Raw genomic sequence first — 21,262 nt, forward strand, 5'->3', positions numbered from 1 at the left:
GGCTTGCGGCCCTCCTATTTGACACTCTCCCGAAACCACTTAGGATGATGCTTCCTCGCCCAACCTAAAGTAACGGTACCACGCACCATAGCGCCGACGGACCCCTTGATCCAGATGGCGGCATAGATATGCACCACAATCCCAACAATGAGAACAAACGCGGCAAAAGCATGGACAAGCGCAGCAAGCCGAATCACCTCAACCGGAAAGTAAACCGAAAAATACCGTCGCCAGATAACAACCCCACTGCAAAGCAGTAAAACCAGACACCCCACCATAGTGAAAAACAAAAGCTTCTGCCCAGCGTTATACCGCCCAATCTCCGGCAAATTCTCCTCGCGATTCGCGAGTACATCATCAATCTGCCTTAACCACTGTACATCGTCACGGTCCAGATAGTTGTGATGCCAAAATCGCACTGCGAGAATCAGGAACGACACAAACATCACCAGACCCACAAACGGATGCAGGATCCGCGTCCACTGCCCGCCGCCAAACAACGCCGTTAGCCAGAACATCGACGGATGAAACAACGCTAACCCAGACAACGCCAGCATCACAAACGAAATCGCCGTGATCCAGTGATTCGTCCGCTCGTTCGCCGTGTAACGCACAATCAGATTCGGGTCATTTGACTTCATCGCTCTGCTCCTCGCGCTCGCCACGAATGCGCCTGGCCTCATCCCGCGCCGCCAGTTCGTCGTCTTCCGTCACCTCGTTCGGGCCAATCCGCGTGTAATGGAAGAAGCCGGACAGCGCCGCCAAAGCAATCCCCGCCACCGCCAGCGGCTTCGCAATGCCCTTCCACAAACGCACCATCGGACTGATCCGCGGATGATCCGGCAAGCCGTGGTACAGCGAAGGCTGGTCCGCGTGGTGCAGCACATACATCACGTGCGTCCCGCTCACGCCCGGTGGGTCGTACAGTCCCGCGTGCTCGAAGCCGCGCTCCTTGAGATCTTCGATGCGCTCCGCCGCGTGCTGCTTCATGTCCTCCTTGGTGCCGAACACAATCGCACCGGTCGGACACGTCTTCACGCACGCCGGCTCCTGACCCACCGCGACGCGGTCGGAACATAGCGTGCATTTGTATGCCCGATGGTCCGTCTTCGAAATGCGCGGAATGTTGAACGGACAGCCCGTCACGCAATAGCCGCAGCCAATGCAGTTCTCCTCATGAAAATCGACGATGCCGTTCGTGTACTGCACAATCGCGCCCGGCGACGGACACGCCTTCAGGCAGCCCGGATCCTCGCAGTGCATGCAGCCGTCCTTGCGGATCAGCCATTCGAGGTTGCCGTCCGGATTCTCGTACTCGGAGAAACGCATCACCGTCCACGAATGCTCGGTGAGATCCAGCGGGTTGTCGTACACGCCGTGGTTGATCCCCACCTCGTCGCGCAGGTCGTTCCACTCCATGCACGCCGTCTGACACGCCTTGCAGCCAATGCATTTGCTGACGTCGATCAGCTTCGCCACGGTGCCGGTCACCGGCTCCCGTACCCCCGGGGGAGGAGTCGTGGTAGCGGACAGGCGCTTGATATCCAATGATTGCAGTGCCATTTTTTATCTTGCCCTCTATGCCTTCTCGACCTTCACGAGGAACGACTTGAATTCCGGTGTCTGCGAATTCGCGTCGCCTACCACCGGCGTCAACGTGTTGGTGATGTACCCCGGCTTCGTCTGCCCCTTGAAGCCCCAATGCAGCGGGACGCCAACGGTCTGCACCTTCTTGCCGTCGATCATCAGCGGCTTGATCCGCTTGGTCACCACCGCTACGGCAATCAGATAGCCGCGATTCGACGATACTTTCACGCGGTCGCCCGCCACCACGCCCACCTCTTTCGCCAGGTCTTCGCCAATTTCGACGAACTGCTGCGGCTGAATGATCGAATTCAGCCGCGCATGCTTGGTCCAGAAATGGAAATGCTCGGTCAGCCGATAGGTGGTCGCCGTATGCGGGAAGTCCGCTGCCTTGCCGAAGGCCGCCCGGTCCTCCGGGAACACGCGCGCGGCCGGGTTGTTAGTGGCCTGCGCGTTCTGCGGATGCAGCGGGTTATAGCCAAGCGGCGTTTCAAACGGCTCGTAGTGCTCGGGGAACGGTCCTTCGTTCATCGCGTCGCGCGCGAAGAAACGCGCTACGCCTTCCGGGTTCATGATGAACGGCCCCATGCCGTTTTCCGGGGGCTCGTCCACCTTGAAGTCGGGGATGTCCGCCCCGGTCCATGCGGAACCGTTCCAGCCAATCAGCTTGCGGGTGGGGTCGAACGGCTTGCCGTTCAGATCGCACGATGCGCGGTTGTAGAGAATCCGCCGGTTCACCGGCCACGCCCACGCCCAGTTGAGGGTCTGGCCGATACCGGTCGGGTCGTCGTTGTCGCGCCGCCCCATCTGGTTGCCGGCCTGGGTCCACGAGCCGCAAAAAATCCAGCAGCCGCTCGCGGTCGAACCGTCGTCCTTCAATTGCGCAAAGCCCGATAGCTGCTCGCCCTTCTTCACCTGCACCTTGGTCGGGTCCTTCGCGTCGGTCAGATCGGTGACCGCGCGACCGCTGTACTCCATCGCCAGCTCTTCCGGCGTCGGGCTTTCCGGGTTCGCGTACGGCCATGCGAGCTTGACGATTGGATCCGGGAATTTGCCGCCCTGCTCCTGATACGCCTTGCGCATGCGCAGGAAAATCCCCGACATGATCTCCAGGTCGCTCTTCGATTCGCCTGGACCCTCTACGCCCTTCCAGTGCCACTGCAGCACACGGCTCGAACTCACCAGCGAACCGCGTTCCTCCGCGAACAGTGTTGTCGGCAAGCGGAAGACTTCGGTCTGGATCTTCGACGCGTCGACGTCGTTGTAGTCGCCATAATTCTTCCAGAACTCGGCGGTTTCGATGGCGAGCGGGTCCATCACCACCAGCCATTTCAGCTTGCCCAGCGCGGAAGCGGTTTTGGCCTTGTTCGGCGAGGATGCGAGCACATTGAAGCCTTGCGCGATATAGCCGTTCATCTTGCCCTGATCCATCAGTTCGATGGCCTGCAGCAAGTCGTACAGCTTGTCGAGCTTGGGCAGATAGTCGTAGCCCCAGTTGTTATCGGCTGTAGCCGCGTCGCCCCACCACGACTTCATGAAGCTCACAAAAAACGCGCCGTAGTTCTTCCAGTAGCTAAGCTGATTGGGCCGTAACTGCTGCGTAGCGCGCTTCTTGATGTAGTCGGCGTAGTTCTGCTCGCCTTCCGTCGGCAGCGTCATATAGCCCGGCAGCATGTTCGACATCAACCCGAGGTCCGTCAGCCCCTGGATGTTCGAGTGACCGCGCAGCGCGTTCATGCCGCCGCCGGCGATGCCGATATTGCCGAGCAGCAGTTGCACCATCGCGCCGGTGCGGATCATCTGCGCACCGACCGAGTGGTGGGTCCAGCCAAGCGCATACAGGATCGTCCCCGCACGCCCAGGCACGGCCGTCGTGGAAAGCATTTCGCAGACCTTCAGGAATTTTTCCTTCGGTGTGCCACAGGTCTTTTCGACCATCTCGGGCGTATAGCGCGAGTAATGCTGTTTGAGCAGGTTGTAAACGCAACGCGGATCCTGCAGCGTCATGTCGACCTTCACAAAGCCGTCGTCGCCACGCTCGTAATCCCACGAATCCTTGTCCGGATACGCGTGCTTGTCGGCGTCGTAGCCGGAATAGATGCCGTCTTTGAAGGCAAAATCCTGGCGCACGATGAACGCAAAGTCCGTGTAATTCTTTACGTACTCGTGCTGGATCTTGTCGTGTGTCAGCAGGTAGTTGATCACCCCGCCGAGGAACACGATGTCCGTGCCGGTGCGAATCGGCGCGTAATAGTCCGCCACCGATGCGGTTCGCGTAAAGCGAGGGTCGACCACGATCAGGCGCGCCTTGCGGTTCGCCTTGGCTTCCGCCACCCACTTGAAGCCACACGGGTGCGCCTCGGCCGCATTGCCGCCCATCACCAGGATCACGTCCGCGTTCTTGATGTCGACCCAATGGTTCGTCATCGCTCCACGGCCAAACGTCGGGGCAAGACCTGCCACCGTCGGGCCGTGTCAGACACGCGCCTGGTTGTCGAACGCCAACATCCCCATGCTGCGCACGGCCTTGTGCGTCAGATACCCTACTTCGTTGCTTGCGGCCGATGCAGCGAGCATCCCCGTGGTCAGCCAGCGGTTGACCTTCTTGCCATCCTCGGTGGTTTCGACGAAGTTGGCGTCGCGGTCGGCCTTCATCAGTTTCGCGATGCGGTCGAGCGCGTCATCCCACGAAATGCGCTGCCACTGATCGGAGCCGGCCGCCCGATACTCGGGATACAAGAGGCGGCTCGGGCTATGGATGAAGTCGATCAGGCTCGCGCCCTTCGGACACAGCGTGCCGCGATTGACCGGATGATCCGGGTCGCCTTCTATATGGATGATGCTGGCCGTGGCGTTCTTCGCGCCGTCACCGAGGCCATACATGAGGATCCCGCAGCCCACCGAGCAATACGGGCAGGTGTTCCGGGTTTCAGTGGTGCGCGACAGTTTGTACTGACGGACTTCGGCGAGCGCGGGGTCCGGGGAGAAGCCCATCAGGGCCAAGCTCGATCCGGCCAGCGTGGATGCCGTCACCTTCAGGAACTGACGCCGGGACATTTGCAGCATGGTCGCCCTCGGCATGGATGTTGTGTGGGTAGTAAAAAGTATAAGACGTTTACTTATATGTGTACGTGTGACTGTGCATGACCCCAGCCGGACATACCCTGCCGCGGGATCGTCCTTGTTATAGTGACAGGCATAGTGCTTGCAATACGTAAGGTCATACCCGCCGTGCCGCATCTGCACGTGAGCAACTTCCGGCGCCACGATCCCGTCAAGAGGCCGTATGGACATCGACACGCTATCCGCCGACAAATTGCAAAGCGCAGCGCGCCAGCAAGCCTCATGGGCAATCGGTGCGTTCAGGCAGTTCGCTGAAGACCGCTGTGCTGCGATGGCGGCAGCCATTGCGTTTTATGCGGCGTTCTCGCTGGCGCCCACGCTTGTCATGGTGATCGCCGTGGCAGGATGGTTCTTCGGCGCCCAGGCCGTGCGCGGCGAACTGTTCGCTCATATCCATGGGCTGCTCGGCGACGAAGCCGCCACCGGCGTGCAAACAATTGTCCAGAATGCCCGCCACGCGGGTAGCGCAGGCGGGATCGCGGCGATCATTTCGTTCGCGCTCCTCGCGATCGGCGCGTCGGCCACGTTCTCGTCGCTCAATAGCGCGCTCAACATCGTCTGGCCGCTCTCGGGACCGCGCTCGTCGAGCGTCATCGCGCTGGTGCGGGTCCGGCTCATTTCGTTTGGACTCGTGCTCGGCGTGGCGTTTCTGTTGATCGTCTCGCTGGTGCTCGATACAGCCATTACGTTTATCGGTCAGTGGCTGTGGGGCAACTCGCCCTACGTCGTGATCGGCAACCTGATGCAGTTGGCAGTCGGCCTGCTGGTGCTGGCCTTCGCCTTCGCCGCCCTGCTGAAATTCCTGCCCGACGCCGTGGTCCGCTGGCGCGACGCCTTGGTGGGCGGTGCGGTCGCAGCCGTGCTGTTCTCGGCGGGCAAGAAACTCTTCGCTCTCTATCTGGCCCATGCGGGCATGGCCAATTCGTTCGGCGCGGCGGGTTCGCTGGCGGTGCTGTTGATGTGGCTGTACTTCTCGGCCGCCGTGCTGCTGCTCGGCGCGGAGTTCTCGGCGGCGCGCGGACGTCTGCACGATCCGCGTGGCGCATGGGGGCAACTGGACCAGGCCCCGCCGGGCAGCCGCGCGAAGATGGCCTCGGTGTTCGCTGCTTCGACGATGTCCGGACGTACTGCAGGTCTCTCGCCCGCCGCCACGCTCGCGCAGGCCATGGCGCCGACAGAACGGCCAGACAGTCCGGACGCGCAGAGCACCGCTGCTAATGGGACTACGGCAGGCACCGCGGCAAGCGAGCCGGAAACACAGGCGCAGCAGGTTCAGCGGAGTCAACGCGGTCAGCAATCTCCAGCCTCGCGGGCGATGGACGTCCGCGCGGCCGCCAGCATTGGGCGCAAGGTTTTCCGGGCGGAGGGCCAGGCAACTCGCGCTGCCGCCTCGACTCTCCTGGAGGCTGGGCGCAAAGCTGTTGCGGCGGACCGCTATGTCAAACGGCATCCATGGAGATCGATACTGCTGGCCGCCGGCGCCGGGTTCCTCGTGACCGCGGTGACCGGCCGCCGCCGCGACGATAACGCCGGCTGAGACCTTTTTCGCGTCCCATACCAGGGAGAACACTCACATTCGGGCGCAACTGTCTAGCACGCAAATCAATCCAGCGTTGATTTCAATGGAATTTGACGATCTCGCGTCGCCCCACCCAGAGATACAAAAAGTTACATCCGCCCCGCCACGGACGCTTCTGTGACACATGCCAACGCCCTGACTATGAACGAAACAACAATAATGCGGAATTCGACATTCGGTGTTGCTGTATTAGCAACAATGTCCACTTTCCTTGATATATAAGCGTTTTCGGCCGGTGTCACGTTTACGAGACACTCATTTTTTTTCAGTATTACCCTTCAGACGGCCTGCGCTATTCTCCATCCCGCAACAACTAAACCAATCATCGCGTGGAGAAATGGATGAAAAAGTTCGCACTGTCTAGCCTCTCGCTGGCACTCTTGGGCGCAGCAGGCGCCGCTCATGCTCAAAGCAGCGTGACCCTGTACGGCGTACTTGACGATTCGATTCAGTACGTACACAACGCAAATGCGAGCAACCAGAACTTCTTCGGCCTGGCTGCAGGCAACCTGCAGGGCAACCGTTGGGGCCTCAAGGGTACGGAAGACCTGGGCGGTGGGCTGAAGGCTGTGTTCCAGTTGGAAAACGGTTTTAGCCCGAACAATGGCTCTCTGGGCCAAGGCGGCAAGATGTTCGGCCGTCAGGCGTTCGTCGGTCTGGCTAGCGACCAGTTCGGTACGGTAACCATCGGCCGCCAGTACGACCCGGTCGTCGACCTGGTCCAGGCAGTTACGGCTGACAACTACTGGGGCTCCACGTTCACGACCCCGGGCGACGTTGACAACAACGACAACAGCTCGCGTACGAACAACTCGATCAAGTACACGTCGCAAACGTATGCTGGCTTTCAGTTCGAAGCGATGTACGCATTCGGCGGCGTAGCAGGTTCGACAGGTGCAGGCCAAACATGGTCCGGCGCAGCAACGTACGCAAACGGTCCGTTCAGCGTTGCAGCGGGCTACATCCGCATGGACAACAGTGGCAAGAGCGCAGCAGCTCGCACCGCAGCCTGGGCGAGCACGTCGGACGGCACGTTCGACGGTACGACGGTCAACGACACGTTCGAGACTGCCAAGTCGATCGGTATTGCTTCGATTGGCGTGCAGTACGTAATCGGCCCGATCACCACGGGTATCCGTTACAGCAATGCACAGTACAAGCCGGACGCGTACTCGTCGTTCAACTCGACGGAGCGTTTCAACGTAGGCGCGGGCTTCGTGAACTATCAGATCACACCGGCGGCATTGGTGGGTCTGGGCTACACGTTCACTCACGGCTCCGGCTTCGGCGAGTCGGCTACGTATAACCAGGTTTCGCTGGGTGGCGACTACAACCTGTCGAAGCGTACGGACGTATACCTGGTCGGCGCGTATCAACGGGCATCGGGCACGGGCATCACTGCGACTGTGGCCGATTACGGCTACCCGTCGAACTCGACGGCGCAGGAAATCGTCAGCCTCGGTATCCGTCACAAGTTCTAATCGACTTGACGGACAGCTGAAGCAGGACGCTGTCAAAAGCCAGCCACAGGCGATAAGCCGGTGGCTGGCTTTTTTCATTGCTGCGGGGATTGTTTGCGCGACCTTCGGCAAATGCCGCGCACCCGTTCTACGGGTCTACTAGCGTTGCGCCTTGTGCTTCTCGGCTTGCGCCAGCGTCTGAGCCGGCTTCGCTTCGACCGCCTCATCGCCACCTACCGGCGCGCGATGCATCACCAGGGCGCGCTCGGGGCGCTGCGTCGGCACGTTGGCCGACGCCTGCCAGTCGGGATCGGGAATCTCGGAGAACACCTGACGCAGGCGCTCGCCCCACGTGCGGTGGATCATTTCAAAGTACGTGTTGTCATGATCGACCGAGACGAAGCGCGTCACGCGCAGCGCGTCCTTTTCGTACACCAGCAGATCGAGCGGCAGGCCCACGGACAGATTCGAGCGCAGCGTCGAGTCCATCGAGATCAGCGCGCACTTGGCGGCCTCGTCGAGCGGGGTGGTCGGGGTCAGCACGCGGTCGATGATCGGCTTGCCGTATTTCGACTCGCCAATCTGGAAATAGGGGTTCACCGCCGACGATTCGATGAAGTTGCCCGCGGCGTAAATCATGAACAGATGCGGCCGGCTCGCACGCGCCTTGCCGCTGGCGGCAATCTGGCCACCCAGAATAAAGCTGCAATTGAAGTCGACGCCGAATTCCTGCAGCGCCTGGGCTTCGCGCTGATGCACGTCGCGCACTGCCTGGCCGATGACGCGTGCCGCGTCCGCCATGGTCGGCGCGCTCCACAGCGTAGGGCGTTCGGGGTCGGATGGCTCGCTCAGCTCCTGCAGCACCGCCTGGGTCAGCGACAGGTTGCCGGCGCCCAGCAGCACCAGCACACGCTCGCCGGGCTGCTCGAACACCGTCATCTTGCGCGCGGTGCTGATGTGATCGACGCCGGCGTTGGTGCGAGTATCGGACAAAAAGATGAGTCCGTCGTCCACGCACATCGCCACACAGTAAGTCATAGAAAATATCCAGAAGACCAGCAGACGCCGCTATTGTAATGCGACGCCGCCGCAGCCTTTGGTGCGATCCACCTTACTGTGGTAACTGTGCACTAACCGTCACCGAGACGTTCAGCTTTTCCTCGAGTCCGCCGATGCGCCGTCCGCGGATCGGCGCGGCCGCTTCGTAATCGCGCGCCGCTGCCAGCCGGCAGTAGATTTCGCTTGCAAACGCCGCGTTTGTTACGTCGACGGAAATCCATCCAGTGCCGAGCCAGACATCGACCCAGGCGTGGCTCGCGCCATTCGGCACGTCGCCCGGCTCGATATAGCCACTGACATAACGCGCCGGGATGCCGCGCAACCGGCAGCAGGCCAGCATCAGGTGCGCATGGTCCTGACACACGCCGTTGCCGAGCGCGAGCGCCTCGGAGGCCGTACTGGTCACTTCCGTGGTGCCGGGCCGGTATTTCACGCGCTGTGCGATCTCCTCGGCCAGCTTAATCAGGCCGCGCGGCGAATCGAGCGCTGCCACCGACTGCGCCAGTTCGCGCACTGCCCCGTCGGCTTCGGTCAGCCGCGTGGCGCAGGTGTAGTGCTCGAGCGGAATGGGGCCGACCGCATCGCGCAGCTGGCCGTCGACCAGCGCAATCGTGTCGACCTCCCCCGAAACATGCAGGCGGATCTCGCTATGCGGCTTGTTCAGCACCAGCGTATGCAGCACGTTGCCATAGGCGTCGAAGGTGGAATCGAGTTTGCCGGGGGCGTCGATACTCCAGCGCCGCACCGTCTGCGAGGCGCCGCTGGAAGGCGTGAGGCGCAGCTGCTGGATCGAATAGTGAACCGTCGATTCGTAGCGATAGGCGGTGTCGTGGCGGATGGTCAGGTACATAAAAATAACTCCGTCAGGCCACTGGCAACATCAGATAGGTACGCGCAACGAGATTGCCCAGTTCGAACACCCGAGCCAGGAATTGCGTCAGATAAGCGTGCAGGCCGGCTTCGAAAATCTGCCGGATGTCGGAGTACACCAGCTCGGCGCGCAGCTTGCCGGCAAACCGCTCGCACTGGTTGGAGCCCGTGGTACGCAGCATCGCCAGGTTGTTGCAGACGCCATCCACGGAGGCGAGCAGCGAACGCGGCATCTGCTGGTTCAGGATCATCAGCTCGACCACGCGCGCCGGCGTGACGACATCGCGATACACCTTGCGATAGATCTCCAGCGCCGACACCGAACTGAGAATCGAAGTCCAGTAGTAGAAATCTTCGAGCTGGCGCGCGGCGTCGCGCGAATTCGGCTCGACGTCGGCAAAGCGCACGTCGAGAATCCGCGCGGTGTTGTCGGCCCGCTCCAGATACGTACCGAGCTGCGTGAAGAAGAACGCATCGTCCTGCAGCGCGGTGCCGATCGTCACGCCGCGCGACAGGTGCGAGCGGAACTTGACCCATTCGAACAGGCCATCCGGGCTCGTGGCGAGCTGCCCCGCCGCGATCCGCTCGGTGAACTGGAGCCAGGTGTCGTTGATCGTCTCCCACCATTCGGTGGTCAACGTGCCGCGCACGGCGCGAGCGTTTTCACGCGCGGCCTGCAGGCACGAATAAATGCTGGACGGGTTGGCAGCGTCCGCCACCATGAAATCCAGCACCTTTTCGCGCGTCGGTTCGTCGTAGCGTTGCGTGAAGGCCGACTCGAGTTCGGAGATGCGCAGCACCGAACGCTGTGCGCGGGCCTCCTGCTCCGGCGTCTGCGGCAGCAGCAGCGCCTTCAGATTGATATCCAGCATGCGCGCGGTATTCTCGGCGCGCTCCATGTAACGGGCCATCCAGAAGAGGTGGTCGGCAGTGCGGCTTAGCATGACGGCTTTCCATGATTGATGACGCTGGGCATTCCTGGCCCGCGCTGGTTACCCGTTCGCGCCGGCGCTTATACGATCTGATGTGAGCATCGCGCCGGCTTTCCTTGTCAGCGGGTGTGGCTGCCGCCGCTTTGCGACGGCAGCCACACCCGCGACCCCTTCAGTCGACCATCCAGGTATCCTTGGTCCCGCCTCCCTGCGATGAATTGACCACCAGCGACCCTTCCTGCAGCGCCACACGGGTCAGCCCGCCTGCGCACATCGTCACGGTCTTGCCCGACAGCACAAACGGCCGCAGGTCGATATGGCGCGGCGCGATGCCCGCCTCCACGAAGGTTGGACACGCCGACAACGCGAGCGTCGGCTGCGCGATATAGCCGGCCGGGCGCGCGATCAGACGCTTGCGAAAGTCTTCGATCTCGGCCGTGGTCGAAGCCGGTCCCACCAGCATTCCATAGCCGCCTGCGCCGTGCACTTCCTTCACCACCAGCTCAGGCAAATGCGCAAGCGTATAGGCGAGATCGTCCGGCTTGCGGCACTGGAACGTCGGCACGTTGTTGAGAATCGGCTTCTCGCCGAGATAGAACTCGATCATCTCCGGCACGTACGGATAGATCGATTTGTCGTCGGCAATGCCGGTGCCCATCGCGTTGGCGAGCGCCACGCGCCCTGCCCGATAAGCGGTCAGCAGACCCGGTACGCCGAGCGCCGAATCGGTACGGAACGCAAGCGGATCGAGAAAGTCGTCGTCCACCCGGCGATAGATCACGTCGACCCGCTTGGGTCCCTGAGTGGTGCGCATGAAGACATAGTTGTCGTCGACAAACAGATCTTTGCCTTCCACCAGTTCCACGCCCATCTGCTGAGCCAGGAACGTATGCTCGAAATACGCCGAGTTGTACATGCCCGGCGTGAGCACCACGACGACCGGATCGTCGACGCCTTCCGGCGCGACCGAACGCAACGTATCGAGCAGCAGATCAGGATAGTGCGCCACCGGCGCAATGCGGTTCTGTACGAACAGTTCCGGAAACAACCGCATCATCATCTTGCGGTTTTCCAGCATGTAGGACACACCGGACGGCACTCGCAGATTGTCTTCGAGCACGTAGAAAGCACCGTCGTCGCCGGCCCGCACCACGTCGACGCCGGCAATATGCGCATACACGCCGAGCGGCACATTGACGCCCTGCATCTCCGGACGATACTGCGCATTGGTATAGACCTGCTCAGCGGGAACGATGCCGGCGCGCACGATATTGCGGTCGTGATAGACGTCGTGGATAAACAGATTGAGCGCCTGCACGCGCTGCCGCAGACCCGCTTCGAGAGACTGCCATTCGCCGCGCGGAATGATCCGCGGGATCAGATCGAACGGGATGAGCCGTTCGGTGCCGGACAGGTCGCCGTTAACCGCGAAGGTGATCCCCACGCGGCGAAACAACAGGTCCGCCTCCGCGCGCTTGCGCGCGATTGCCTCATTGCCCTGCTTTACGAGCCAGCGCTCGAAGCGTGCGTAATGAGGCCGCACGACTTCATCGTGATGACGCATCTCGTCATAGCATCGCATGTCACGCCCCGCTCTTGTTGTCGGATAGAAGGCGAATGCGCTGCGCATTCGGGTGTTCATCAAGCATCAAAGCAAACGCTATGCCATTGGCTTTCCGCACACAAACCGGAGAAGGATGCACACGAACAGCGCATACGGCCCGCACGGCTTCGGCATCATCGTACTGCGGCGCCCCGCAATGCGCTACTCCGGTGCATCGGGCGCATCTCCATGGCGTATTGGCGGTCTCATACGCCCAGCCCGTGCGCGTTGCGCAACAAACCGCAGCGCCAATAAAAATCCCCGCGGATTCGCACCCGCGGGGATTTTGCACTGCCTGAACATTCAGCACATCAGCTCGGCGTGACGCCAACCGCTGTTATCGAACCGGCCATAACGAGCGGGACGTCCTGCACGATTACGCTGCTGCTGCGTCCTTCAGCTTCTTCAGCGGACGTGCCTTGATGCGCACGCTAGCCGGCTTGGCCGGGAACCAACGCTCTTCGCCCGTGAACGGGTCTTTGCCGAAGCGCTTCTTCTTCGCCGGCACAGCTTGCACGACGATCTTCAGAAGACCCGACAGCGTGAATTCGCCAGCACCCTTCTTGTGGACTGCGCCGAGGATCGTGTCTTCGAGCGCGGCCAGCACAGCCTTGGCAGCCTTCGGCTCAACAGCAGCCAGTTCTGCGACGTGTGCAGCCAGCGAGGCCTTCGTGAAGGTGTCCTTGATCGGCGACGGGGCGCCGCCAGACGCCTTCACGGCGACCTTCTTAGCTGCGACGACTTTCTTCGCAGGAACTTTCTTCGCAGCAACCTTTTTGGTCGGTACCGTAGCAGCCTTCTTGGCCACCTTTTTTGCGGAAGTCGGCATGTTTCTCCTACCTGTTGTTGGTCAGTGAATGCAAGAAGCGCCCGCGGTATGCGCACGCTTCAAGGCCGGATTCTACAAGCGCTATGGCGTTTTGCGCGACTCTTTTGTGTATTAGCGTTACGGTTTGTTGCGTCGCGCCGACTCCGCAACACTTTTTAACCCGTATTTCAGGGGGTAAACGTGAAACGGCGCATGAAAAATGAACCCTGGCGCTCAGCGTGCGAGACGGGGCATCAGCTTCGCAAGCGCCGTTAACGCAGCATCAATCTGTTCAACCGCGATGCCGCCGTAGCCGAACATCAGACCAGGCTGCGGCCTCGCTCGACGATGAAATCGGGCGATTCCGTAGAGCCCGATCGACGCCGCGCGCGCTGCTGCGATCACCCTTTCCTCGGTAATCGTCCCTTTGAGGCGCGCGGCCAGATGGATGCCGGCGGTCGGCACCACGGCGTCAAACCATGGTTCGAGGCCGCCTTGCAGATGCTCGAGCAGACACACGCGACGCGCCGCATAGATCTTGTGCATGCGCCGCAAATGCTTGGCGAACTCGCCATCCAGCATGAAAGCCGCAAGCGCGGTCTGGGTCAGCGTGCAGCCGTGCAGGTCGGCAACCTGCCGCGCCGTGCAAAGCGGCCTGAGCAATGGAGCGGGCGGCACCACGTAGCCGACTCGCAGCTCCGGGAAGATCGTTTTCGAAAACGTGCCGATGTAAGCGACCAGTCCGGCGCGATCGAGACTTTTCAACGGCTCCATAGGCCGGCCTTCGAAGCGATATTCGCTGTCGTAGTCGTCCTCGATGATCACTGCGCCGCGCTTTTGCGCCCATTCCAGCAACGCAACGCGACGCTCGAGACTCATCGGCATGCCGAGCGGAAACTGGTGCGAAGGCGTGACATAGACGAGCCGCGCATTGTCCGGAAGCTTGTGAACCATGAGGCCGTCCGCATCCACCGGCACGGCAACGACCTTCGCCCCGGCCGCCGCGAAGCAGGCACGCGCGGGCGGATAGCCGGGATCTTCGAGCGCCGCCACGTCGCCCGGACGCAGCATGACACGCGCCATCAGGTCGAGCGCGTGCTGCGCGCCTTGCGTGACGAGTACCTCATCTGCGTTGCACACGACCGCGCGGTTAAACCCGAGATAGCGCGAAATCGCGAGACGCAACTCCGGCTCCCCGGCGGCGTCGCGATAAATACCTGGACTGCGCGACTGCACTTGCACAGCCTGATTGATGCAGCGGCGCCAGACGTCGAACGGGAACAGCGATTTGTCCGTCATGCCGCCGATGAATTCGTGCGCCAACACGAGCTTCGATGCCGGCAACGACAAGCCGGCAGGCATGTGTTCCCAAAGCGGCTGTGCGCGCGCTTTAGAACGGGCTTTCGTCTGTGCACGCGCCGGTTCAACTGTCCGAACGTAGCCCGCATGTTGCACGGGTAGCCGCTGCAGACCTTCGGCAACGAACGTCCCTGCCCCTGTGCGCGCGCTCAGATAGCCCTCGGCAAGCAGCCGCTCGAACACATCAAGCGTCGTCTTGCGCGACACGCCGAGTTGCACCGCGAGATCGCGCGTGGAAGGCAAACGCGTGCCGCCCGCCAAACGTCCTTCGACGATGCCCGCGCGCAATTGCCGGTAGATCTGGCCCGCCAGGTCGCGGTGTCCAACGACTACGATGTGGATGTCCATCGAAGTGGTTACCTGAAATAGTCGATAAATGGCTATTTTATACGACCACTTTAAGGCCTAAGCTGACGTTCGTGGTCCCGTCTTGTGGACATTTTCAATCAGGAGCAAATCATGCAATCCCGTCTCGACTTCTACAAAGCGAGCCCCACCGGCACCCGCGCCATGATGGCGCTGGAAAAGGCCGTGAGCGAATGCGGTCTCGAGAAGCCGCTGATGGAACTCGTGCGACTTCGTGCCTCGCAGATCAACGGCTGCGCGTTCTGCGTCGACATGCATACTACCGATGCGCGCAAACGGGGCGAAACGGAGCGGCGTCTCGCGTCTGTCGTTGTCTGGCGCGAAGCGCCATTCTTCAGCGAACGCGAACGCGCGGCGCTCGAATGGACGGAAGCGCTCACGCTGGTTGCCCAGACTCATGTGCCGGATGCAGTGTGGGACGCGGTAAGACCGCATTTCACCGATCAGGAACTGGCCGACCTGACGATGCTGGTGGTCGCGATCAACGGCTGGAACCGGATCTCGGTCGGCTTTCGCAAGATTCCGGAATGAATGAAGCCGTACAGCGCAGTGACAGGAAACGGTCATAAAACAAGGCCGTAAACGGAACAGGGCGCGCCGCAAAGGCACGCCCTGTTCCGTTTATCGAGCGGGAAACGGCATCCGTTCCCGTCTGATGCTTACTTCGCTACGGCAGACAGTTGCCCTTCAGCCTGCGCGTTCTCGCGCGCTTCGTTCGAACTGCGATGATGCTCGCGCGACAGGCGGTTCATCAGCGGCAACAGCAGAACGGCCACCAGCGCACCGAGCGCTGCGAGCCAGCCGAGGCCCATAAAAAGTTTCGTATAGAGCGGCAGCGACTGCAGCGGATCGAGATCGCCGGAAGGCATCTGCGCGAAGTTCGCCACCACGCTGCCGAGGTATTGCGACACACCGCTCGCCACGAAGTACGCGCCCATCAGAAAGCCGCTCATACGCGCCGGCACGTAGCGCGCGATCATCGCGAGACCCAGGCCGCTCACCAGCAGTTCGCCGAGCGAATACAGGCCGTAGCCACCCACCATGAACCACGACGACACTCGGCCGTCCACCGCATAACGACCGCTCACTGCGTAGACGAAGAAGCCCGCTGCGACGACCGCGAAGCCAATCGCGTACTTCACCGCCACCGACACATCGTTGCCGCTCTTCGCCGCCCGCGTGTACATCACCGCGAGAATCGGGCTCAGCAGCATGATCCAGATCGGATTGAGCGCCTGGAACTGAGCCGCGCTCCAGGTGAAGAGCGAAGTGCCGAGCACGTAGAAATGCGGATCGACATTGCGAACCGCAAACAGCGTAAGCGACGTGGACATCTGCTGATAGAACACGAAAAACAGGATCGCCTGCAGTGTGAGAACCAGCGCAGCAATCAGACCGGCGCGTTCCGACTGTTCGCATTTCGCGAGCATGTAGCCGAAGATCGCCAGAATCGCGACACCTGCCGTGTAAACGCAGGCCACGGCAATCGCCTTATGCTGCAGCACGAACATGGTTGCGAGGCCGAGCGCGGCGCCACCGATTACCACCATGCCCACGCGATCCCAGCGGATCGGTTCGGAGTCCGGTGCAGAACCCACATGCGCCAGCGTGCGGAACATGATGAAGTAGTTCACCACGGCGAGCAGCATGCCGCCGCAGCACACGGCGAAGGCCGCATGCCAGCCCCAATGGTCCTTGATCCACGGCGTGGCGAGCATCGACACTGTCGAGCCGATGTTGACGGCCATGTAGTAGATCGTGAACGCGCTGTCGATACGCGCGTCGTCGCCTTCATAGATGCGGCGCACCAGATTCGCCGCATTCGCCTTGAAGAGGCCATTGCCCACGACGATCACGCCAAGCGAGCCATACATGTAGCCGAGCTGATCGTTCGGCATCGCCAGCATCAGATACCCGCAGCACAGCACCAGTGCGCCGAACACCATCGTGCGGCGGGCGCCGAGGATCTTGTCGCCGATCCAGCCGCCTACCGACGGCGCGGCATACACGAGCGCCGTAAACGCGCCCCAGGTGAGCGTGGCATGACTGTCGGTGAAGCCGAGCTTGTCGATCATGAACAGGACCAACAGCGCGGCCATTCCGTAGTAGCCGAAACGCTCCCACAGCTCGATCAGGAAGACGGTCGAAAACGATCGAGTCTGCGATACGGTTGAATTCATCATTAATCTCGTGTTCTTGGCAACGGCGCGCTTCGGTGAGCGCGCCGCCCGTATGTCCGCGCCCAGGATCGCCGTGCGCGGGATTTCAAGGAGCAAGCGAACCGAAAGCTTATGCCGCTTCGCGAGCGCTCGCGATTCTCCTGAGTGCCAACCTTCGCGTCACTCAGGGAATTCACTGATGCAGGTAACACCACGTAAGGGCAATCGAACATTTTTCCCATGCCTGCCGCGCGATATCATCCATTACTCCAAACGCATCGCGTAATTTAAGCGCCAGATGCATGAATGGTGCGAATTCCAAATAGACGCTGCTATCCTCTGCTGCGCCTCCGGACGGCACCTGTCACTGAGCAAACTGCCGACCAGAATGGGCTTCTGGCACTATAGAGAGTTTATTTCGAAAAAAAACGCCCCCGGGCATACTCGCGCTAGTGCGATGGCCTACAAGGCTATCAAATTTTGTTTACTTAAATCAAACATATTTTGACGGGCTGATTCATCTCGCTATGGTCACGAAAACTGAAAACAAAAATCCGGCCCTCGAGCTGGGTAGCAAGATACGCGCGCTGCGCCAGCGGCTGAAGCGCACACTCGATGACACAGCCACAGCCGCACGCATTTCAAAACCCTTCCTCTCGCAGGTGGAACGCGGCCTCGCCACGCCTTCGCTGACGTCGCTAGCGGGGATCGCCAGCGCGCTCGGCGTCACCGTGCAGTATTTCGTCGACACGCCCAGCGAAGAACGCTCGGTCAGCCGCGGCAACCAGCTGAAGTTTTTCGGTTTCGCCGATTCTGCGAACCTGTTCGCGCGCCTGACCAACCTGACAGGCGGCCGTCAGCTCGAAGCGATTCTGGTGAAGATGCCCCCAGGACAGAAACGCTCTGAGGTGAATACCCATGCAGGTGAAGAATTTCTGTATGTGATCAGCGGCAAGGTCTCGTTGACGCTGGAAGGCAAGACGTTTGCGCTGCAGGCAGGCGATAGCGCGCACTACGAGTCGACCGTGCCGCATAGCTGGGCCAATACGGCGCGCGGCGAATCGCTGGTGGTTTGGGTCGGAACACCGAGATTGTTCTGATAAGGGCGCCCCGCCACCTTCGGTCAGGCCACCCGCTCGTTCGTCATGACACGTGAGAGGCCATGCATTGGCCGGCGCAATGCCACATCGAACGGGTTGGTCTGCGGTCCGAGTGCCTGAGCCTGGCGCCGCAATAATTCGACCACCATCGGCAGACGGTCGTCGCCGAGACGCGCGGCTAGCGTGCCGACGCTGAGCGCCGCCACCGCCACGCCGGTGCGGTCGAGAATCGGCACCGCCACGCCGGCCATGCCGTCCAGCACGCCGCTATTGCGGCCTGCGTACCCGAGTTGCCGCACCCGTTCGATTTCGGTACGCAAATAGACTTCGTCGAGCACGCCGTAGCCGCGAATGCGCGGCACATTGAAGCGAATGATTTCCTCACGCTCGGCTTCCGGAAGAAACGCCAGAATCGCGAGACTCCCCTGCCCAACGCCAAGTGCCACGCGCCCGCCAATATCGCCGGTGAACGAGCGAATCGGGAACGGCCCTTCGCAGATGTCCAGACATACCGCGTCGAAACTGCTTTTGACCAGCAGGAAAATCGTGTCGCCAAGGCTCGCGCACAATCGCAACAACGCCGGCCGGCACAGCGTGCGCATGCCGCTCGGATTGCCCGCCTGAGCCGCGAGCGCAAAGAACTCGACGCTCAGGCGATACAGCTTCGAATTCTCGTCCTGCTCGACCATTCCCTCCGCGATCAGCGCGTGCAGGATGCGGTGTACCGTGCCCTGGGTCAGCCCCACCGCTTTCGCTAGCCGGGTGACGCGCCCGCCATCGGGTTGCGCATCGGCCAAGGCGCGGATGACGGCAAACGAGCGCTGCAGCATGCCCGTGCCGGGTGCGTCGGGGGCATCGGGCGTGTCGGCATGGGGGACCCCTCGCTTTGCGGCAGCATTCATAGTTTTTCCTCAAACTTATTCCACTGTACGGAACACTATAAAGATTTTTATTCGTCAATGGAATAGCCGGCCGCTACCCTCGCGCACGCACTTCCTCCTGAATGTTAGGGATTCCTCGCGCATCACAGAGCGGAATGATGCGCCGCCATTCCGAACAATTCATTCCGATCAATGGAATTTTTTCCATTAATATACCGCCAAACGGAATTTGCATTTGACGACGCATAATTTGGCTAGCTAGAGTCGGCTCCATCAGAAGCGTTGTCGATTCAGCCGGTGCCTAGCCACCGAAAGGCCAGATCATGTCGTTCCTCACACTCACGGACGTGACGAAAACGTTCGGCGACCTGCATGCCGTCGCCGACGTGAATTTGTCGGTGGAAAAGGGCGAATTCGTTTCGCTGCTCGGTCCTTCCGGTTGCGGCAAGACCACTACGCTGCAGATGATCGCGGGCTTCGTCGAGACCACACGCGGGCGCATCGTGCTCGATGGCCGCGACATCACACATACCAGGCCTAACCAGCGTGGACTCGGCATCGTGTTCCAGAGCTACGCCCTGTTTCCGCACATGAGCGTCGCGCAGAACGTCGCTTTCGGTCTGGAAATGCGCGGCATCGGCAAAACCGAACGCGCCGAACGGGTACGTGAAGCGCTGGCACTGGTGCGGCTCGACACGCTCGCACACCGCTTTCCACGCGAACTCTCCGGCGGCCAGCGGCAACGTGTGGCGCTGGCGCGCGCCATCGTCATCGCGCCGCCCGTGCTGCTGCTCGACGAACCGATGTCGAATCTCGACGCCAAGCTGCGCGAGGACATGCAGTTCGAACTGCGCGCGATCCAGCGCAAGATCGGCACGACCACCATCATGGTCACGCACGACCAGTCGGAAGCGCTGTCGATCAGCGACCGCGTCGTCGTGATGGAAGCGGGTCGCATCACGCAGGTCGATACGCCGTATCGCGCGTATGAGCGCCCCGAAAACCACTTCGTTTCGCAGTTCATCGGCAAGGCCAACATGCTGCCGGGCAAGATCGTCGCGCGCGATGGCAACGACATCCGCATCGACCTCGGCCACGATCTCGCCGAGACCGGCAATACCGCACAACTGCCGATGCGCGAGCGCGTCGTCAACATCGGCGATGCCGTCACGCTATGCATTCGCCCCGAAAAACTACGGCTCTGCGCAGCGGGCGCGGGACGTCTGCCCGCCACCGTCACCAGCCGCTTTTTCCTGGGCAGCCAATGGCTGTACCGGGTGGATTCGAAGCTCGGCGAAGTGCTGGTGTGTTGCCAGAACGAAGGTACGGAACCGTTAGCGGAAGGCGCCGCGGTCGGCGTGGACTGGAATAGCGACGCGATCCGCTTCGTGCAGCGGGAGGCACGCCATGGCTAGCGCGCCGCCTCTTTCCTCTGGTAACGCGGACAACGCCAACGAGAGCGGCAACGGCAGCAACGGCGATAGTGGTCACCGCGCCGGAAGCACACGCCGCACGCCATGGCATGCCTTTGTCCCGCTATGGCTGATGTGCGCGCCCGCCTTCCTGCTCTTCGCAGCGCTGGTGCTGATTCCGCTCGCGATGACGCTCGTGCTGACCTTCTACCGCTTCGATCCTGCGAGTGGTCCGATTGCTGCATTCCAGTTCAGCAACTACGCGGAAGTGTTGACGTCGAGCTACTTCCACACGATCTTCCTGCGCACTTTCGGCATTGCGTTCGTGACGACCTTGTTGTGCGTGGTGATCGGCACACCCGAAGCGTACGTACTGTCGCGCATGCGCGATCCGTGGCGCTCGCTGTTCCTGCTGGTGATCCTGGCGCCATTGCTGGTGTCGGTGGTGGTGCGGGCATTTGGCTGGAGCATGCTGCTCAATCCGGGCGGCCTGGTGAATCAGGCATTCGCTCTGGTGGGTCTCGGGCCATACAAGCTCGAATACACGACCTTCGCGATCGTTATCGCCCTCGTGCACGTGATGCTGCCGTTCATGGTGATCCCCGTGTGGACAGCCCTGCAGAAGCTCGACCCGCAAACCGAAAACGCTGCACTGTCGCTGATGGCCTCGCCTGCCACGACGCTGCGGCGCATCGTGTTGCCGCAACTGACGCCGGGCATCCTGTCCGGCAGCCTGATGGTGTTCGGTCTTTCCGCGAGCGCCTTTGCGATTCCGGGCCTGCTCGGTGGACGACGCCTGAAGGTGGCCGCCACGGCCGTCTACGACGAATTCCTCAGCTCGCTGAACTGGCCGCTCGGCGCCACCATCGCCGTGCTGCTGCTGATCGCGAACCTGATCGTGATGTTGACCTACTACCGGCTGCTGGAACGCAGGTACGCCCGGAGCATGGGCTAATCCGCCAGACGA

General features: G+C 61.4%; 17 protein-coding genes. 6 read left to right on the forward strand and 11 right to left on the reverse strand.

Features of this window, described 5'->3' with window-relative positions:
• Positions 1–14: 14 nt before the first annotated feature.
• The 3 genes from P3T17_RS23155 to fdnG are packed head-to-tail and all read right to left on the reverse strand — an operon-like array spanning position 15 to position 4,650.
• Positions 15–641 (reverse strand): formate dehydrogenase subunit gamma, encoded by a 627-nt coding sequence (locus tag P3T17_RS23155; RefSeq protein ID WP_074267747.1) that lies wholly within the window; start codon positions 639–641, stop codon positions 15–17.
• Positions 628–1,563, reverse strand: coding sequence for a formate dehydrogenase subunit beta (gene fdxH / locus P3T17_RS23160; RefSeq protein ID WP_429409063.1), 936 nt, complete (start codon positions 1,561–1,563; stop codon positions 628–630). The genes P3T17_RS23155 and fdxH overlap by 14 nt, the downstream gene beginning before the upstream one ends.
• Positions 1,564–1,578: 15 nt before the next feature.
• Positions 1,579–4,650: a formate dehydrogenase-N subunit alpha gene (fdnG, locus tag P3T17_RS23165; RefSeq protein ID WP_429409064.1), complete on the reverse strand. Its 3,072-nt coding sequence runs from the start codon at positions 4,648–4,650 to the stop codon at positions 1,579–1,581.
• Between the two features lie 220 nt (positions 4,651–4,870).
• On the opposite strand from fdnG, the gene P3T17_RS23170 reads away from it, so the two are divergent.
• Positions 4,871–6,244, forward strand: a complete 1,374-nt coding sequence (locus P3T17_RS23170) for a YhjD/YihY/BrkB family envelope integrity protein (protein WP_429409065.1) — start codon at positions 4,871–4,873, stop codon at positions 6,242–6,244.
• 383 nt (positions 6,245–6,627) lie between these two features.
• On the forward strand, positions 6,628–7,767 hold the full coding sequence (locus tag P3T17_RS23175; RefSeq protein WP_429409066.1) for a porin: 1,140 nt from the start codon (positions 6,628–6,630) through the stop codon (positions 7,765–7,767).
• 138 nt (positions 7,768–7,905) lie between these two features.
• On the opposite strand, the gene P3T17_RS23180 is transcribed toward P3T17_RS23175, so the two are convergent.
• The 6 genes from P3T17_RS23180 to P3T17_RS23205 all read right to left on the reverse strand — a co-directional run bounded on the left by P3T17_RS23180 (position 7,906) and on the right by P3T17_RS23205 (position 14,725).
• Positions 7,906–8,784 (reverse strand): proteasome-type protease, encoded by an 879-nt coding sequence (locus P3T17_RS23180; RefSeq protein ID WP_074267741.1) that lies wholly within the window; start codon positions 8,782–8,784, stop codon positions 7,906–7,908.
• A 73-nt stretch (positions 8,785–8,857) separates the two neighbouring features.
• Positions 8,858–9,655 (reverse strand): transglutaminase family protein, encoded by a 798-nt coding sequence (locus tag P3T17_RS23185; RefSeq protein ID WP_429288023.1) that lies wholly within the window; start codon positions 9,653–9,655, stop codon positions 8,858–8,860.
• Between the two features lie 13 nt (positions 9,656–9,668).
• Complete coding sequence (locus P3T17_RS23190; protein WP_074267739.1) at positions 9,669–10,619, reverse strand: alpha-E domain-containing protein; 951 nt, start codon at positions 10,617–10,619, stop codon at positions 9,669–9,671.
• A 160-nt stretch (positions 10,620–10,779) separates the two neighbouring features.
• On the reverse strand, positions 10,780–12,189 hold the full coding sequence (locus P3T17_RS23195) for a circularly permuted type 2 ATP-grasp protein (protein ID WP_074269340.1): 1,410 nt from the start codon (positions 12,187–12,189) through the stop codon (positions 10,780–10,782).
• Positions 12,190–12,586: 397 nt separating this feature from the next.
• Entirely contained in the window at positions 12,587–13,039 is a 453-nt protein-coding gene (locus P3T17_RS23200; protein WP_074267738.1) for an HU family DNA-binding protein, read from the reverse strand.
• Positions 13,040–13,252: 213 nt separating this feature from the next.
• Positions 13,253–14,725 (reverse strand): PLP-dependent aminotransferase family protein, encoded by a 1,473-nt coding sequence (locus P3T17_RS23205; protein ID WP_429409067.1) that lies wholly within the window; start codon positions 14,723–14,725, stop codon positions 13,253–13,255.
• A gap of 111 nt (positions 14,726–14,836) precedes the next feature.
• Between P3T17_RS23205 and P3T17_RS23210 the strand changes: the two genes are divergently transcribed.
• Positions 14,837–15,274, forward strand: coding sequence for a carboxymuconolactone decarboxylase family protein (locus tag P3T17_RS23210; protein WP_429409068.1), 438 nt, complete (start codon positions 14,837–14,839; stop codon positions 15,272–15,274).
• Positions 15,275–15,402: 128 nt separating this feature from the next.
• On the opposite strand, the gene P3T17_RS23215 is transcribed toward P3T17_RS23210, so the two are convergent.
• Positions 15,403–16,926, reverse strand: a complete 1,524-nt coding sequence (locus P3T17_RS23215; protein ID WP_429288026.1) for a peptide MFS transporter — start codon at positions 16,924–16,926, stop codon at positions 15,403–15,405.
• A gap of 503 nt (positions 16,927–17,429) precedes the next feature.
• Here P3T17_RS23215 and P3T17_RS23220 point away from each other — a divergent pair.
• The gene (locus P3T17_RS23220; RefSeq protein ID WP_074267734.1) at positions 17,430–18,002 is read left to right on the forward strand and encodes a helix-turn-helix domain-containing protein; all 573 of its coding nucleotides are present in this window, start codon (positions 17,430–17,432) and stop codon (positions 18,000–18,002) included.
• Positions 18,003–18,025: 23 nt separating this feature from the next.
• Here P3T17_RS23220 and P3T17_RS23225 read toward each other — a convergent pair whose 3' ends face one another.
• Positions 18,026–18,904 carry an IclR family transcriptional regulator gene (locus P3T17_RS23225; RefSeq protein WP_429409069.1) on the reverse strand — a complete coding sequence of 293 codons (879 nt, stop codon included), beginning with the start codon at positions 18,902–18,904 and terminating at the stop codon, positions 18,026–18,028.
• 302 nt (positions 18,905–19,206) lie between these two features.
• Between P3T17_RS23225 and P3T17_RS23230 the strand changes: the two genes are divergently transcribed.
• Together P3T17_RS23230 and P3T17_RS23235 are read left to right on the forward strand one after the other, a co-directional pair.
• On the forward strand, positions 19,207–20,298 hold the full coding sequence (locus P3T17_RS23230; protein ID WP_429409070.1) for an ABC transporter ATP-binding protein: 1,092 nt from the start codon (positions 19,207–19,209) through the stop codon (positions 20,296–20,298).
• Positions 20,291–21,250 (forward strand): ABC transporter permease, encoded by a 960-nt coding sequence (locus tag P3T17_RS23235; RefSeq protein WP_429409071.1) that lies wholly within the window; start codon positions 20,291–20,293, stop codon positions 21,248–21,250. Before P3T17_RS23230 ends, P3T17_RS23235 begins: the two co-directional genes overlap by 8 nt.
• The last annotated feature ends 12 nt before the right edge of the window (positions 21,251–21,262 follow it).

This window comes from Paraburkholderia sp. GAS82, from assembly GCF_050436285.1.
Classification (GTDB): domain Bacteria; phylum Pseudomonadota; class Gammaproteobacteria; order Burkholderiales; family Burkholderiaceae; genus Paraburkholderia; species Paraburkholderia phenazinium_B.

Coding starts and splice junctions, on each gene's coding strand:
- P3T17_RS23155 (WP_074267747.1), bottom strand. CDS start 641: ATGAAGTCAAATGACCCGAATCTGATTGTGCGTTACACGGCGAACGAG.
- fdxH (WP_429409063.1), bottom strand. CDS start 1,563: ATGGCACTGCAATCATTGGATATCAAGCGCCTGTCCGCTACCACGACT.
- P3T17_RS23170 (WP_429409065.1), top strand. CDS start 4,871: ATGGACATCGACACGCTATCCGCCGACAAATTGCAAAGCGCAGCGCGC.
- P3T17_RS23175 (WP_429409066.1), top strand. CDS start 6,628: ATGAAAAAGTTCGCACTGTCTAGCCTCTCGCTGGCACTCTTGGGCGCA.
- P3T17_RS23180 (WP_074267741.1), bottom strand. CDS start 8,784: ATGACTTACTGTGTGGCGATGTGCGTGGACGACGGACTCATCTTTTTG.
- P3T17_RS23185 (WP_429288023.1), bottom strand. CDS start 9,655: ATGTACCTGACCATCCGCCACGACACCGCCTATCGCTACGAATCGACG.
- P3T17_RS23190 (WP_074267739.1), bottom strand. CDS start 10,619: ATGCTAAGCCGCACTGCCGACCACCTCTTCTGGATGGCCCGTTACATG.
- P3T17_RS23195 (WP_074269340.1), bottom strand. CDS start 12,189: ATGCGATGCTATGACGAGATGCGTCATCACGATGAAGTCGTGCGGCCT.
- P3T17_RS23200 (WP_074267738.1), bottom strand. CDS start 13,039: ATGCCGACTTCCGCAAAAAAGGTGGCCAAGAAGGCTGCTACGGTACCG.
- P3T17_RS23205 (WP_429409067.1), bottom strand. CDS start 14,725: ATGGACATCCACATCGTAGTCGTTGGACACCGCGACCTGGCGGGCCAG.
- P3T17_RS23210 (WP_429409068.1), top strand. CDS start 14,837: ATGCAATCCCGTCTCGACTTCTACAAAGCGAGCCCCACCGGCACCCGC.
- P3T17_RS23215 (WP_429288026.1), bottom strand. CDS start 16,926: ATGATGAATTCAACCGTATCGCAGACTCGATCGTTTTCGACCGTCTTC.
- P3T17_RS23220 (WP_074267734.1), top strand. CDS start 17,430: ATGGTCACGAAAACTGAAAACAAAAATCCGGCCCTCGAGCTGGGTAGC.
- P3T17_RS23225 (WP_429409069.1), bottom strand. CDS start 18,904: ATGAATGCTGCCGCAAAGCGAGGGGTCCCCCATGCCGACACGCCCGAT.
- P3T17_RS23230 (WP_429409070.1), top strand. CDS start 19,207: ATGTCGTTCCTCACACTCACGGACGTGACGAAAACGTTCGGCGACCTG.
- P3T17_RS23235 (WP_429409071.1), top strand. CDS start 20,291: ATGGCTAGCGCGCCGCCTCTTTCCTCTGGTAACGCGGACAACGCCAAC.